18 protein-coding genes and 1 pseudogene are annotated in these 13,108 nt (G+C 70.5%); 9 read left to right on the forward strand and 10 right to left on the reverse strand.

From position 1 onward, the window contains the following. Window positions 1–1,301 (forward strand): response regulator transcription factor (locus BGO37_RS00005; RefSeq protein WP_291750975.1); only part of this gene is annotated, 1,301 nt, incomplete at its 5' end. Between the two features lie 163 nt (window positions 1,302–1,464). Here BGO37_RS00005 and BGO37_RS00010 read toward each other — a convergent pair. From BGO37_RS00010 to BGO37_RS00035, 6 genes and pseudogenes are all read right to left on the reverse strand, one after another. Continuing rightward, window positions 1,465–1,748, reverse strand: a pseudogene (locus BGO37_RS00010) (cation transporter); the annotation flags it as partial. A 10-nt stretch (window positions 1,749–1,758) separates the two neighbouring features. After that, the gene (locus BGO37_RS00015; RefSeq protein WP_291750976.1) at window positions 1,759–2,418 is read right to left on the reverse strand and encodes a cation transporter; all 660 of its coding nucleotides are present in this window, start codon (window positions 2,416–2,418) and stop codon (window positions 1,759–1,761) included. Continuing rightward, complete coding sequence (locus tag BGO37_RS00020; protein ID WP_291750977.1) at window positions 2,415–2,771, reverse strand: helix-turn-helix transcriptional regulator; 357 nt, start codon at window positions 2,769–2,771, stop codon at window positions 2,415–2,417. Before BGO37_RS00020 ends, BGO37_RS00015 begins: the two co-directional genes overlap by 4 nt. A gap of 71 nt (window positions 2,772–2,842) precedes the next feature. Beyond that, a complete protein-coding gene (locus tag BGO37_RS00025; RefSeq protein ID WP_291750978.1) occupies window positions 2,843–4,117 on the reverse strand; it encodes an MFS transporter in 1,275 nt (424 codons plus the stop codon). Between the two features lie 44 nt (window positions 4,118–4,161). Continuing rightward, window positions 4,162–5,340 (reverse strand): cysteine desulfurase family protein, encoded by a 1,179-nt coding sequence (locus BGO37_RS00030; protein ID WP_291750979.1) that lies wholly within the window; start codon window positions 5,338–5,340, stop codon window positions 4,162–4,164. Beyond that, window positions 5,340–5,693, reverse strand: a complete 354-nt coding sequence (locus BGO37_RS00035; RefSeq protein WP_291750980.1) for a DsrE/DsrF/TusD sulfur relay family protein — start codon at window positions 5,691–5,693, stop codon at window positions 5,340–5,342. The genes BGO37_RS00030 and BGO37_RS00035 overlap by 1 nt, the downstream gene beginning before the upstream one ends. 77 nt (window positions 5,694–5,770) lie before the next feature. Here BGO37_RS00035 and BGO37_RS00040 point away from each other — a divergent pair, with 77 nt between their 5' ends. Beyond that, window positions 5,771–6,382, forward strand: a complete 612-nt coding sequence (locus BGO37_RS00040; RefSeq protein ID WP_291750981.1) for a metalloregulator ArsR/SmtB family transcription factor — start codon at window positions 5,771–5,773, stop codon at window positions 6,380–6,382. 168 nt (window positions 6,383–6,550) lie between these two features. Here the strand turns inward: BGO37_RS00040 and BGO37_RS00045 are convergent, their stop codons facing one another. Genes BGO37_RS00045 through BGO37_RS00060 form a run of 4 tightly spaced genes read right to left on the reverse strand, consistent with a single transcriptional unit; the run spans window position 6,551 to window position 9,257 of the window. Next, complete coding sequence (locus tag BGO37_RS00045) at window positions 6,551–7,342, reverse strand: prolipoprotein diacylglyceryl transferase (RefSeq protein WP_291750982.1); 792 nt, start codon at window positions 7,340–7,342, stop codon at window positions 6,551–6,553. Window positions 7,343–7,355: 13 nt separating this feature from the next. Beyond that, window positions 7,356–7,988 (reverse strand): peroxiredoxin, encoded by a 633-nt coding sequence (locus tag BGO37_RS00050; protein WP_291750983.1) that lies wholly within the window; start codon window positions 7,986–7,988, stop codon window positions 7,356–7,358. Continuing rightward, window positions 7,985–8,965 (reverse strand): cytochrome c biogenesis CcdA family protein, encoded by a 981-nt coding sequence (locus tag BGO37_RS00055; protein ID WP_291750984.1) that lies wholly within the window; start codon window positions 8,963–8,965, stop codon window positions 7,985–7,987. The genes BGO37_RS00050 and BGO37_RS00055 overlap by 4 nt, the downstream gene beginning before the upstream one ends. After that, entirely contained in the window at window positions 8,955–9,257 is a 303-nt protein-coding gene (locus BGO37_RS00060; RefSeq protein WP_291750985.1) for a glutaredoxin, read from the reverse strand. The genes BGO37_RS00055 and BGO37_RS00060 overlap by 11 nt, the downstream gene beginning before the upstream one ends. Window positions 9,258–9,424: 167 nt before the next feature. Here BGO37_RS00060 and BGO37_RS00065 point away from each other — a divergent pair, with 167 nt between their 5' ends. The 7 genes from BGO37_RS00065 (at window position 9,425) to BGO37_RS00095 (ending at window position 13,075) form a co-directional block, all read left to right on the forward strand. Continuing rightward, entirely contained in the window at window positions 9,425–10,147 is a 723-nt protein-coding gene (locus tag BGO37_RS00065) for a response regulator transcription factor (protein ID WP_291750986.1), read from the forward strand. After that, window positions 10,144–11,244: an ATP-binding protein gene (locus BGO37_RS00070; protein WP_291750987.1), complete on the forward strand. Its 1,101-nt coding sequence runs from the start codon at window positions 10,144–10,146 to the stop codon at window positions 11,242–11,244. Before BGO37_RS00065 ends, BGO37_RS00070 begins: the two co-directional genes overlap by 4 nt. Window positions 11,245–11,401: 157 nt before the next feature. After that, window positions 11,402–11,638, forward strand: a complete 237-nt coding sequence (locus BGO37_RS00075) for a hypothetical protein (protein ID WP_291750988.1) — start codon at window positions 11,402–11,404, stop codon at window positions 11,636–11,638. After that, entirely contained in the window at window positions 11,638–11,991 is a 354-nt protein-coding gene (locus tag BGO37_RS00080; RefSeq protein WP_291750989.1) for a hypothetical protein, read from the forward strand. Before BGO37_RS00075 ends, BGO37_RS00080 begins: the two co-directional genes overlap by 1 nt. A 210-nt stretch (window positions 11,992–12,201) precedes the next feature. Then, window positions 12,202–12,474, forward strand: coding sequence for a DUF2892 domain-containing protein (locus tag BGO37_RS00085; protein ID WP_291750990.1), 273 nt, complete (start codon window positions 12,202–12,204; stop codon window positions 12,472–12,474). Window positions 12,475–12,629: 155 nt separating this feature from the next. Then, complete coding sequence (locus tag BGO37_RS00090) at window positions 12,630–12,758, forward strand: hypothetical protein (protein ID WP_291751032.1); 129 nt, start codon at window positions 12,630–12,632, stop codon at window positions 12,756–12,758. Window positions 12,759–12,844: 86 nt separating this feature from the next. Next, window positions 12,845–13,075, forward strand: a complete 231-nt coding sequence (locus BGO37_RS00095; protein WP_291750991.1) for a hypothetical protein — start codon at window positions 12,845–12,847, stop codon at window positions 13,073–13,075. Window positions 13,076–13,108 lie beyond the last annotated feature (33 nt).

The following is a 13,108-nucleotide window of genomic DNA, read 5'->3' on the forward strand; positions in this document are numbered from 1 at the left end:
CCCGCGTGGCGATCGCAGCCTCAGTCATGGACGCGACCTTAGGGATGGCCCGATGGGAAGAACGTGAGAGACGTCAGCCGTTCCACAGGCGTCGGAGCATCTCCGGCGTGGCGCCCGGTCCCGCGGGCGATCTGGGTCGCGTCGGCGGCGCGGTCAACGAAGTCACGGGCGGCCGTGGAGGTTCACCCGTCGAAGTCCGCCAGGAGGTTCCCCCGCCGCTCGGTGTTGGCCCGCTCATCCACCCGCGCGGCGGCCCCGCCACCTCAGCGAAGGCTCGCGTGGCCTGCGGCGACCGGCCGCGCTCGGCGTCGTTGGCCGACCGGTCGAGCAACGGCGCATCCGGCGCATTGGTTCTGGCACCTCGCCGGACGCCGACCGGCATGGCGAACACCACCGAGCTCCACGTTCGCGCAGCTCTTAGGTGTCGACCGCGTCCCTGGGGCCTTGATGCGCGCAGCGGTGTCGGCTGGCGACGGCGCCGCCCGAATCGCGCGACGCCATATCACTCGCCTGACTCGGGTTGGACCGACGTCAGCAACGCCGGACGGAACCCGACCACGGGGCTACGGGCCCTCAGCCTCGACGACCATAGTCCCGTGCTGTGGCCAGTCCGGCAGCGGATGCTGCGGGGGATGAACCCGGCAGATCGCCCGCCGCTGCGGGTCGCGGTGGTGGAGGACCAGCCGCTGTACCGCGCCATGCTCACCCGCACCCTGGCCGAACACAGCGACCTACAGGTGGTGGCCTCGGTCGGTACGGCTGCCGAAGCGCGCGACGTCCTGCAACCGGGAGTGGTCGAAGTCGTTCTGCTGGACTTGGACCTGCCCGACGGCAACGGCATCGCCCTGGGCGTCCAACTGCGCCGCACCCAACCCCGCCTCGGCATCCTGCTGCTGTCGGTTCACGACGCCATGGACCTGCTACTCGACCTGCCTCGGGATGTCTCGCGGGGTTGGGGCTACCTGTCGAAGACCACAGCAACCAGCGAACCCATGCTCCTCGATGCCCTGCGCGCGGCGGCTCGTGGCCAAGCCGTCCTTGACCCAGCCCTGCTGGACAGGCTGCGACCGAGACGAGGCACCGCCATGTCGCGCCTGACCGATCGGCAGTTCGAAGTGCTGCGGCTGCTGGCCCAGGGCTTGTCCAACGCGGGCATCGGCGACCGGCTGGTGATCACCGAAAAGTCCGTGCAGAACCACGTCCGCGCCATTTACGCCACTCTCGGCATCGACGCCGACCCCGACCACAACTCCCGCGTCCAAGCCACCCTGCGGCTATTGGCCGACACAGGACCGGCGTGACCCACCACTCGAGGACTCGACCAGCGCGGGCCGGGTGCGTGCCTGGCGGTAGGGGACCCTCACGCCGGTGTTGATGATGTGGTTCTTCTGGGCGAACACGAAAGACGTGCGGATGAGGAAACGAGTCGTCGGTCCAGGCAGGAGGTAGGAGTCGACGTCCTCCTGCTGACAGTACGGGCAGCCCGCCGGCGATCAGGGAGGCATGGATGTCGTGAACCACGCGCACGTGCTCGTGCTCGAGCTCGAGCTCGAGCAGGTGGGGCGGACGTCGTCGAGGTGAGGGCCCAGGGTGGGTCGATTCCAGGAGCACCGACGTCGTTTCCCGCAGCAGCTTGGCAGCGCGGGGCAAGATCAGAAGCCAGATGAGCAGGCCTGCGATCGCGTCGGGCGCTGACAGCCGGTCGTGGCGATGACGATCGCGGCGACGGAGCCGAGGGCGTCGTTGAGAGATCATGGCTCATCGCTCGGGCCCGGGCTCCCCGTCGAAGTTCTGGAGGACCCCGAGCGGTGTCTCCAGCTCTCCGCCCCAGGCCTCGAGGCCTTCGCGTGCGGCGAGTGCGGCGACGACGAGCGCTGCGACGGAGTCGGCCCATTGCCATCCGAACACGAGGTTGGCCAGGAGCCCGATCAGGACGGTGCCCGACAGGTAGGAGCACAGCAACAGCTGCTTTGCGTCGGCCTGCACCGAGCGGGAACCGAGCTCGCGGCCGGTGCGGATCTCCCACTGTGCCAGGGCGGGCATGATCAGCAGGCTCGCTGTGGCGATCACGATGCCGAGGGGGCTGTGATCCACCTCGCCGACGCCGGCCAGACTACGGATCGCCTCGACGCTCACCCACGCGGCCAGGGCGAAGAACGCGATCGCGATGGCCTTGACGGTGACCTTCTCCCAACGTTGCGGATCGCGCCGAGTGAATTGCCATGCCACGGCCGCGGCCGAGGCGACCTCGATCACAGAGTCCAGCCCGAACCCGATCAGCGCGGCCGACGAAGCCATCGACCCCGCCGCGATCGCCACGACGGCCTCGATCACGTTGTACGTGATCGTGAACGCGACGATCAGGCGAACCCGCCGGTGCAACACCGCCCGCCGCTCGGGCCCCACGACGGCGCTCATGCCACGCAATGCCCATCGCAGCCCGGCGTCGGGCACGCCGCCGGCAGGCACGAGGCGTCCTCGCCGACCGCGAGGGTGACGTCGATCAGCATCGCCAACGCACGTGCCAGCCGCGGCTCAGCGATCTCGTACCGCGTTCGGCGACCTTCCGGCTCGGCCACCACGATCCCGCAGTCACGCAAACACGTCAGATGGTTCGACACGTTCGATCGCGTCAAGCCCAGCTCGGTCGCCAGGAGCGCCGGGTACGACGGAGCCGCCAGCAAGCTCATGAGAATGCGCGACCGGGTCGGGTCGGCCATCGCCCGGCCCAACCGGTTCACCACGTCCAGACGGGAAGCAAGAGTCAGCACACACTGAACATACAGTCATGGCTGACCAATTCGTCAACCAGCCACGTCGGCCGGCTCCGGCGCGCTCCCGGTCAGTGCGACGCGGGACGGCCCGCCCCACCCTTCGGCGATCGGGGTGCACTCGGCGGGTGTGTCTCGTACATCCGGGCCAGGACGGTCAGGCCGCTGGCGAGGGACAACCCGGCGGCGACCCAGACGGCGGCGGAGAGTCCGAGGGCCTCGGCGACGAGGCCGCCGAGGAGGGCGCCGACGGCGTATCCGAGGTCGCGCCAGACGCGGTAGATGCCGATGGCTTGGCCGCGCCAGCTGGGGTGGGCGACGTCGCCGACGGCGGCCAGGAGGGTGGGGTAGACCATCGCGGTGCCGAGTCCGAGCACGACCGTCCCGAAGGCCCATCTCTCGGCCGTGCGAGAGGCCGCGATGACGGCGAGGGCGCCGGCCTGGACGAGCATGCCGGCCGTGACGAACGGTTTGCGGCCCCATCGGTCCGACAGCCATCCGGTCAGCAGCTGGCCGGCGCCCCAGACGGCCGGGTAGAGCGCGACGAGCAGGCCGATCTGGGCCACGCCCAGACCCGCGGTGGCGAACAGGAGGGGGAACACGCCCCAGGACAGGCCGAAGTTCAGGTTGTTGACCAGTCCGGCCTGACTTGCCGCCGACAGGGCCGGTTCGCGCCACGTGGTGGTGGCGATGATGGTCCACCGAGATGCGTCGCTGACCGGCAGGGTGCTTGCTTCGAGGCGGGCGTGGTTGCGCGTCTCGCGGATGGTCAGCGTCGAGATCGCCAGCGCCACGACGCTGTAGGCGATGCCCAGCAGGAACGGTGCGGGGCGCAGGCCGTAGTGGGCGGCCAGGTCGCCGGCCAGCAGGGAGGTCAGGGCCACTGCCCCGTAGCCGGAGGCTTCGTTCAGGCCCATGGCCAGTCCGCGTTGGCGGGGTCCGACGAGGTCGACCTTCATCATCACCGTCGTGGACCAGGTCAGCCCCTGGTTGACGCCGAGGAAGAAGTTGGCCAGGACCACCCATCCCCAGGTCGGTGCCCCGATGATGAGCAGCGGCACGGGCAGCGCGAACAGCCATCCGCCGACCAGGACGGGCTTGCGGCCGAAGCGGTCGGCGAGGGCGCCGGCGACGTAGTTGGTGGTGGCCTTCGTGATCCCGAAGACCGCCACGTAGGTGAAGATGAACGCGTATCCGGTCAGGTGGAACGTGCGCTCGGCCAGCAGGGGCAGGGTGGTCTGCTGCTGGCCGACCATGCCGCCGACGAGGGCGTTGACGGCGACCAGGAGCGTGAACTGCGCGGCGTTCTCGCGCAGTCCCAGACGCACCGCCGGACCGTTATCCATCAGCTGTCGACGATCTCGTTGTCGCACGGTGGCGACTCCAGGTGTCAGGCCCGGGTGGCGGCCGAAATGCGTTCGGCGGCCTGGTCGGCCTCTGCGCTCGTGGACCAGCGACCCAGCGACAGCCGCAACGCCGAGAGGGCCTGTTGACGGGGGACGCCCATCGCGGTGAGGACCGGGGAGGGCGTGTCCTGCCCGGAGTGGCAGGCCGATCCGGCCGAGACGGCGGCCCCGTCGAGCCGGTCGAGCACGTTGAGGGCGCGGACACCGTCGATGCTGAGGTTCAGGGTGTTGGGCAGCCGGTCGGTGGGGTGGCCGTTGAGGTGGACCCGGCCCGGCAGGAGCTCGTCCAGTCGGGCGTGCAGCTGGTCGCGCAGTCCAGCCAGCCGGGTCGTCTCGCCGGCGGCCAGCGCGGCGACGGCCAGCTCGGCGGCGCGCCCGAGGCCCACGGCGTATGGCACGTTCTCCGTCCCGGCTCGCAGGCCGCCCTCCTGGCCGCCTCCGCCGACGACCGGGCGCAGGGCAACGCCGGGGGCCACGTACAGGGCCGCAACTCCCTTGGGGGCGTAGACCTTGTGACCGACGACCGTGAGCAGATCGACCCCCAGGGTGCCCGCGTCGACCGCGATCTTGCCCGTGGATTGGGCCGCGTCGGTGTGCATCAGCGCGCCGTGGGCGTGGGCGATCCGGGCGATCTGGGCGATCGGCTGGATCGTGCCGGTCTCGTTGTTCGCGTGCATCACCGACACCAGGACCGTGTCCTCGTCGATGGCGTCCTCGACCGCCTGCGGGTCCACGGTCCCAGTCGCGTCGACCGGGAGCACGGTCACGCGCACGCTGTGCAGCTCGCGCAGCTCCTCGCAGGCCGCCAGCACCGCCGGGTGCTCGGTGGCCTGAGTGATGACGCGGGCGCCGTGGCCCAACCGGGGTGAGGCGAGCACCGCGCCCCGGATCGCCAACGCGTCGGCCTCCGACCCGCTGCCGGTGAACACCAGGGACGAATCGGCCGCTGCGCCGAGCAGCGCCTGGACTTGCCGGCGAGCGGCGGTGAGAGCGCCGTGGGCGGTCAGGCCGTAGGCGTGCGAGCTCGACGGGTTGCCGAACTCTCTGGCCAGGTGGGGCCACATCGCCGCCAGCACCGCCGGATCGACCGGCGTCGTGGCGTTGTAGTCCAGGTAGACAGGCCCGCCTTCGAGTCCAGGGTGGGGTGCCACGAGGGTGCCCATCAGAACACCAGCACCTTGTCCGCGGCCAAGGTGACGTCAGCCAGCTCCTCCATCGACGAACGCCGCGCCCCGGGCAGCAGCATCGCCTCGCCGATCCCGCGAGCGTCCAGGCACGTACCGCAGCACAGGAGCCGGCCGCCCGCGCGTGCCACGCCGCCGAGCATGCGGTCCAGCTTGTAGTACCCGTCCGGGGTCTGCTGCCCGCTGATCGCCGCGGTCACACCATCGCCCATGAGGAACACGGTGACGTCGACCGTGTCCCGCTTGGCCAACGTCACCGCCAGACGCACCGCGTTGTAGGTCACATCCGAGCAGTACGCCGCGCCGTTGACCACCATCAGTACCTCCGTCATGGTCTCACCGTATCCTCTAGTCCATGAAACTCGGGAATACGACGAAGGCCGAGGTCTTCGATGTCCTCGCGACGCTGGTGAAGGCCTTGGGCAACGGCCGCCGCCTGGAGCTGCTCGAACTGCTGGCGCAAGGGGAGCACTCGGTCGAGGACCTGGCACGGATGTCCGGCATGGCGCTGACGACCACCTCGGCGCACCTTCAGCGGCTCAAGGCGGCCAGCCTGGTGCGCACCCGCCGCGAACGCACGAAGATCTACTACCGGCTGGCCGGCGACGACGTGGCCGAGCTGTTCGTCACTGCCACGCGGGTTGGCCTGGCGCGTTCGCCACAGCTGCGCGAGATCGCGCAGCGGTACCTGACCGTTGCCGACGCGCCGAATGACCGCTCGACGATCATGCCCACGGCGATCGACTCGGGTGCCACCATCATCGACGTGCGTCCAGCTCACGAGTTCGCTGGTGGCCACCTTCCCGGCGCCTGGTCGATCCCGCTCGCCGACCTCGGTGACCGAACCGGCGAGATCCCGGCCGGCCAGCCCGTCGTGCTCTACTGCCGCGGCGCGCTATGCCGCCTGGCCCGCCAAGCCGCTCACCAGCTGCGCGAGCAGGGCTTCGATGCGGTGGCGATGGACGAAGGTGTCCTCGAGTGGCGCGCCCGCGGCAGCGCCGCCCTCGAAGGGGCCGCGTGACGCCTCATCGAGCAGTCGGCGAACCAGGGGCCCGCCGGCGAGGCTAGGAGGACCGAGGCCCAGGCGTGCGGATCTGACAAGGGCGTCCCCCCCTCAGGTTCGAGAACGGCCAGGTTTGGACCGGTGGTTCAGTCCCGCCGGGACGTCTGCCGTGTGGTGGACGTCGGATCAAGCCCCGGCGAGGTTCTGGGCCGGAGGGGCCACGATCTCCGGTGCGCCCGGGGCGTTGCGCGACCGCAAGCGCCCTCGGACGATGATCGCGGCGCCGACGATGACGCTGGCGAGCCCCCACAGCTGTGGCTGGGTCAGACCGAGCAGGACGCGTGTGTTGATCCGGAGGATCTCGACGAAGAACCGTGATGTCCCCGAGAGGATGAGGTAGGCGCCGAGGATCTCGAGCGGTGGCCGTGTGTGGCGCTGCAGCGCCCAGAGGATCGCGGCCATCACCAGTGCGGCGAGGAACTCGTAGAGCGGTGTGGGGTGCACGCGCACGACGGTAGGCACCACGCCGTTCGGGAACGCTTCGCCCCAGGGCAGCGATGTGGGCTTGCCGTACGTGCCGTCACCGGCCAGCCAGCATCCGATCCGGCCGATGCCGTAGGCCAGCGTCAGTGGGATGGCGGCGGAGTCGATGACGAGCGCCGCGGGCAGGTGCCGTCGCCGGATGATGACCAGGAACGCCGCGATGCCGCCGATGAGCCCGCCGTACCAGGTGAACCCGGCGCCACCGAGGTGGTGCCACGAGAACTGGTCGGTGTGTTCGAGCAGGAAGTAGATCTTCCCGCCGACGAAGCCCCAGATGGTCGCCCAGATGACGAGGGAGTAGGCGTCGTCGTCCTTGAGTCCGCCCCGCCGGAAGGAGCGGCCGAGCAGCCATGCGGCGACCAACGCGGCCAGGGCCTTGCTGAGCCCGTAGGACTGGACGTGGATGCCCAGGAAGGAGAACAGGATGGGTCGCATGGTCGGCCGCGGCCTACAGGCCGAGCTTGCCCTTGACGATGGTGAGCAGCTGCTTGGGGTCGATCCACATCGACGGGTAGTCGCCCTTCCACACCTGCTTGCCTGACGCGTCGACGAGCACGAATCCATGGCCCGGCAGATCGGCGTGCATGCCGGTGCCGAGGGTGCCGTACTCCCTGGAGACGGTGCCGTCGTCGAGCAGGAACGGGGTCTTGGCGCCAGCGGCGGCGGCGGCCTGCGTGATGTCGGCGGCCTTGTCCATGACGATCGGCCAGACCGTGATGCCGGCGGCGGCGAAGCCGGGTTCCTTCTCGTCCTGCGCCTGCTGGACGATGCAGGACTGGCAGCCGGCGCCCTCGGAGAAGTACAGCAGGACCGGGTGGCCGCGCTCCGCCGACAGGGTGTGAGTGACCCCGGCGGTGTCGGACAGTGTGAAGTCGGGGGCGACGCGGGTGGCGGTGTCCTGCTTGGGCTTGGAGGTGATCAGTGCCCAGCTGACGAGGGCGACGACTGCCAGCAGGAGACCGAGGCTGAGCGAGCGGACGAGGATGCGGCGCTTGCGCCGTGCTGCGTGCTGTCTGGCTTTGATCTCGTCGAGGATCTCCTGGCGTTCCCTGGCGCGCTTGATGGCTGATCCGGAGGTCATGATGCGGTCCTCGATGAGGTCGGGTCGGAGGTGGCGGCGTCGCCCACGACGGCGCCAGGCGCGGTGTTCGAGGCAACCGCGGGGTCGTCGTCCTTGGGGGCGCGGGCGACGACCCCGCGGCGCCGGCCTGTGAGCGTGGCCGCGACCAGCCCGGCGACGACGACGAACAGGAGGAGGGCCTGGAGGACCTCGGGCACGGGCGAGGCCCACTCCTGGATGCGCAGGAACACGCTGGTCAGCCGTTCGGTGAACCAGGTCTGGACCGCAGTGCCGCGGTCCATGTTCTTCTGGTTAGCCAGCGCGATGATGGCGATGCCCATCGCGGTGAAGCCGATGGCGACGGCGAGATTGACGGTGTTGGTCACCACCAGGCGCCCGGCGACGCGGAGGCGCACCACCTTGGCGCGCAGGAAGCGGCGCTCGTTGAGGCGGGCCTTGTCCCAGAGCAGGGCCATGGCGAACAGCGGGAACGCCATGCCGAACACGTAGGCCAGGCCCAGGACGGTCCCACCGGCGGGACTCGCCGACAGCGCCGAGAGCGTCATGATGCCGACGAGCACGGGCGCGCAGCACGAGGAGGCGATGCCGGAGAACACGCCGAGGGCGAAGAAGCTCGCGCTGTCGGCCCGGGTGGTGTCCGGGGCGCGGACGAAGGAGGGCAGGGACCACATCCGTCCGGACAGCGCGAGGACTGCCAGGCCAATCATGAGCGCGCCGCCCGCGTAGTAGAGCGGCGCATGGAACCGCGCGATCGCGCCGGCCAGCAGGCTCGCCCCCAGCGTGAGCGGCAGGAGCACCAGGGCGAGGCCGGCGGCGAAGACGAAGGTCAGTGGCAGCAGCCGCCAGCGGCGGCTCTTGACGGCGGCGGCGAGGTAGCTGGGCGCCAGGAAGACGATGCAGCACGGCGCGAACAGCGCCACGCCGCCGGCCAGGAACGCGGCGACGACGCTGCCCGTGGTCAGCAGGTCAGGCCCCATCGACGCTCACCGCCTGCCGCCGTGCGCCTAGCTGGGTGAGCAGCTGGACGAGCTTCTTGCGAGGCAACCGGCCGGCGCTGAAGTACTCCCCGTCGACGAGCACCAGCGGGGTCAGTGCGGGCCGGTGCACTGCGATGAGCCGCCGGCCTTGTGCGCTCTCGGCCGGGACGTGCTCGAGGTGAAATGTGAACGTGCCCGCGAGTTCGGCCAGGGCCTGCTCGGCGTCCTCGCAGAAGTGGCACGCCTCGGCGGGCACGATCGTCACCTGCACAGTGCCTGAGGGGGCTGTCACGATGTCTCCGATCTGAAGGCGGCGCAGCCTGGCGGACCGGCACCGCTGTCGATCCTCGGGCCGCCGCCCTGCGAGACCCGTTGCGTTTCGGTCAAGGTTCGATGAAGCCGCCGGTCCCGGGCCTGCCGAGTGCCGCACGGGTCGCCAGCGGCCGTCACACTGGCCGCATGGACGCATCGACATCAACCGAGCGGCGCGCGCTCGTCGTGGACGACGAGCAGCCCCTCGCCCGCCTCGTTGCCGGCTACCTCGAACGTGAGGGCTTCGTCGTCGACCTCGCGTTCGACGGGCCCGAGGGGGTGCGTCTGGCCCGCCAGCACGACCCTGAGGTGATCGTCCTGGACCTGGGCCTGCCGGGCCTGGACGGCATCGAGGTGTGCCGACAGGTGCGCACCTTCTCCGAGGCGTACGTCCTCATGCTCACCGCGCGCGCCGAGGAGGTCGACACCCTGATCGGGCTTTCGGTGGGGGCCGACGACTACATGACCAAGCCGTTCCGCCCGCGCGAGCTTGTGGCACGCATCACCGCGTTGTTGCGCCGGCCGCGCCGGACGACGTCGCAGCCCGCACCCGTGCCTGAGGCGGCCCCCATGGTGTTCGGTGCGCTCCGCATCGACCCGGTCGGGCGGGAGGTGTTCCTGGGTGAGAGACCCGTTGGGCTCACGCGCATCGAGTTCGACCTGCTGGCCACGCTCGCGGCCAGCCCGCAGCGGGCCTTCACCCGCCGGGCGCTGATCGGCGCCGTGTGGGGTGACGAGTGGGTCGGTGACGAGCATCTTGTCGACGTCCACCTGTTGCACGTGCGGCGCAAGCTGGCCGACACCACCACGGAGCAACGCTTTGTCCGGACCGTGCGTGGTGTCGGATATCGGATGGGAACCGGCTCGTGAACCGGCTGGCGCGGGCGGGGATCGCCGCTCGGCTCATGACGGCGATGGTGCTGGTGGTCGTCTCGGCCGCGCTGACCGCGTGGCTGGTCGGCGGCGCTGTCGGCCCGGCCCTGTTTCACCGGCACATGCTGCGGGCGGAAGGTTCCCCGGGGACGGTTGTCGAGCACGCCGAGCGCGCCTTCGCGTCAGCCAGCGCCCTGACGATGGCCGTGGCGTTGACCGCATCGGTGCTCACCGCGTTGCTGGCCAGCATGGTCCTGGCGCGGCGGATCGGCGCATCCCTGGGCAGCATGTCGGGGGCGGCCGGCGAGGTCGCCTCCGGCCACTTCGATGTGCAGCTGGCGCGCCCGCGGGTTGGAGCGGAGTTCGACGAGCTGGCCGATGCGTTCAACGCGATGGCCGCCCGGCTCAACGCCGACGAGGCGCTGCGCCGCCGGCTCATGGCCGACGTGGCCCACGAGCTGAGGACCCCGGTCGCCACGATCACCGCTTACCTTGACGCCCTGGAGGACGGTGTCACCCAGCTGACACCCGAGACCATGGACGTGCTGCGCGCCCAGGCCTCCCGGCTCGCCCGGCTGGCGACCGACCTGGCCGCGGTGACGCAGGCCGAGAGCGGCGCGCTGAACCTGCACCTGCATGCCGCGTCACCGATCGAGCTCCTCCAAGCCGCGGCTCTGGCCGCACGGGCGCGCGCTGAAGGATCCGGCGTGCAGCTCGTCGTCGAGGCGGACTGTGCGGCCGCGCAGGTCTGCGTCGACCGCGACCGGTTCGCCCAGGTGCTGGGCAACCTCGTCGACAACGCGATCCTTCACACGCCGCGTGGGGGCACGATCACGCTGGCGGCCTCCGAGGCCGGCGCCCGTGTCCGGCTCAGCGTGATCGACACCGGCGAGGGCATCCCCGCCGAGCACCTGCCGCACGTCTTCGAGCGGTTCTACCGGGTGGACCTCGCGCGTGACCGCGTCCACGGCGGCTCGGGGATCGGCCTGGCAATCGTCCGGGCGCTGGTGCAGGCGCACGGCGGCACGGTGTCGGCTCGCAGCGACGGCCTCGGCGCGGGTTCGAGGTTCGACATCGAGCTGCCCGCCGCCTGAGCGTTCGCGGCCACGCCTGCCGTGGGCCGGCGCATCTCGTGAGGCCGTGGATCTTCAGCAAGCCTTCATCGAGCGCCACCTGGAAGTTGATCGAGGCCTCGCAGGCTAGGTGATGAGCGGTCCTCATGCGCCGCTCGTCCCGCGGCGAGGAGGGCTCATGGGTCTGTGGTGCAGCCCGATGACGGCCGGCGGCTGGGTGCTGATGGCCGCCATCTGGGCCACCGTGTTCAGCCTCGTCATCTGGGCGGTGTGTCGGCTCTTTCCCGCGCAACGGACGCCCGACACGCGCGCGGCCCTCGACGCCCGCCTCGCCGCGGGAGACGTCGACGTGGACACGTACCGGTGGATCCGCGAGCAGATCGACGGGCACGCGCCCGCGACGAAGGGACTGTGATGAAGCATCACCTCAAGCACATGGCGATCGGCGGCGCGGCCGTCCTCGCCGTCCTGCTGCTGCTGCGGGTCGACCTGCGCACGGCGCTGACCTACGCGCTCCTGCTGTCGTGCCCACTGGGCATGGTCGGGATGATGTTCATGATGAACAAGGGCGGGCATGGCGAGCACGACCACGGTACGGGAGGTGGTCACGAACATTGCGGTGGCGGACACCAACAGGGTGCCGACGCCATGTTCGGCGACACGCAGCAGCACGCCGCCGTGCCGACGTCGGGGGCGGAGCACGAGCACGAGCACCGCACGCTTCCGCAGAGCCCGTTGACGCGCGAGAACCACGAGCGCATCCCCTGACCGGCGCTCCCGATCCGGCGAGGGCGCACCGCTGACTCCAGGCAGCGATGCGCCCTCGCTGTTCAGGTGAGGCTTCGCGGGACCTTCATCGGACCTCGACCAGGTTGCAGTCCAGGGTCCGCACCATGGAGTGGTCGCCGACCACTCAGGTCGCCGCCTCGCCGGGCACGTGCAGCACCCGGGACAGCACCGCGGAAGGAGACCCGCATCATGGCCACGCCACACGCTCCCTCTCCGAAGGTCAACATCACCCGGACCGAACGCTTCTCCCGGGTCATCGTCGGCTCGGCCGGCATCGTCGGTGGCGTGCTGCTGCTGGCCGGTGCCCACTCCGTCCTCGCCGTCGTGCTCGAAGTACTGCTGATCCTGGCCGGTGTGGACCTGCTCGTCACCGGCGCACGAGGGCACTGCCCCCTGTACGCCAAGCTCGGCTATGTGCCGGCCGCCCTAGCCCACCCCATGCCGAAGCGGCCTGGGCGATGAAGCGGCAGCAGGACCGTTCGTCCAGACGTCCGGACCCGACGAACGATCGGACCTCGAGCACCACGCCTGTGCCCGACGGCCGCCACTCGCCAGTCGAACCGCCCGCCACGCGGGGCTCGCACCACGGCCACCGGTGGATGATGCTTGCCTGCTGCGTGCCGATGCTGGCCATCGTCGCAGTGCTGCTGGCCACCGGCGCGGCCGGAACCAGCGCCGTCGTCTTCGCGGCGGCCTGCGTGGGCATCATGACCGTGATGATGCTGGCGATGCCCCGTGATCACTAGGCAGCCGATTCGCCTCGGGCCCGGGTCGTGCCTCTGGGTTGGCGTCGCCACCCATCCGTCGTTCCCCAGCGATCCCGGAGGTCCTCGTGCTCACGTTCCTGGCCAACAACTGGTACTGGTTCCTGTTCATCGGCGCCATGGTCTTCATGCACGCGGGCCACGGCGGGCGCGCCGGCCATGGGCGACCCGGCGGGGCGGTCGGCGGGCACTGCGGCGGCTCGGCCCACCACGGTGACCACCCGCAGGACGCCACCCACGGCACGGCCCACGGCACCTCCACCGAGCACGGCCGGCCCGAAGGGTCGACACCACAGTGACCCGCGCACCACGCTCGGCACAGGGCCAGCGGT

The sequence above is a fragment of the Cellulomonas sp. 73-92 genome (assembly GCF_001898175.1).
Classification (GTDB): domain Bacteria; phylum Actinomycetota; class Actinomycetes; order Actinomycetales; family Cellulomonadaceae; genus Cellulomonas.

Coding starts and splice junctions, on each gene's coding strand:
- BGO37_RS00015 (WP_291750976.1), bottom strand. CDS start 2,418: ATGAGCGCCGTCGTGGGGCCCGAGCGGCGGGCGGTGTTGCACCGGCGG.
- BGO37_RS00025 (WP_291750978.1), bottom strand. CDS start 4,117: ATGGATAACGGTCCGGCGGTGCGTCTGGGACTGCGCGAGAACGCCGCG.
- BGO37_RS00030 (WP_291750979.1), bottom strand. CDS start 5,340: ATGGGCACCCTCGTGGCACCCCACCCTGGACTCGAAGGCGGGCCTGTC.
- BGO37_RS00035 (WP_291750980.1), bottom strand. CDS start 5,693: ATGACGGAGGTACTGATGGTGGTCAACGGCGCGGCGTACTGCTCGGAT.
- BGO37_RS00045 (WP_291750982.1), bottom strand. CDS start 7,342: ATGCGACCCATCCTGTTCTCCTTCCTGGGCATCCACGTCCAGTCCTAC.
- BGO37_RS00050 (WP_291750983.1), bottom strand. CDS start 7,988: ATGACCTCCGGATCAGCCATCAAGCGCGCCAGGGAACGCCAGGAGATC.
- BGO37_RS00055 (WP_291750984.1), bottom strand. CDS start 8,965: ATGGGGCCTGACCTGCTGACCACGGGCAGCGTCGTCGCCGCGTTCCTG.
- BGO37_RS00065 (WP_291750986.1), top strand. CDS start 9,425: ATGGACGCATCGACATCAACCGAGCGGCGCGCGCTCGTCGTGGACGAC.
- BGO37_RS00075 (WP_291750988.1), top strand. CDS start 11,402: ATGGGTCTGTGGTGCAGCCCGATGACGGCCGGCGGCTGGGTGCTGATG.
- BGO37_RS00080 (WP_291750989.1), top strand. CDS start 11,638: ATGAAGCATCACCTCAAGCACATGGCGATCGGCGGCGCGGCCGTCCTC.
- BGO37_RS00085 (WP_291750990.1), top strand. CDS start 12,202: ATGGCCACGCCACACGCTCCCTCTCCGAAGGTCAACATCACCCGGACC.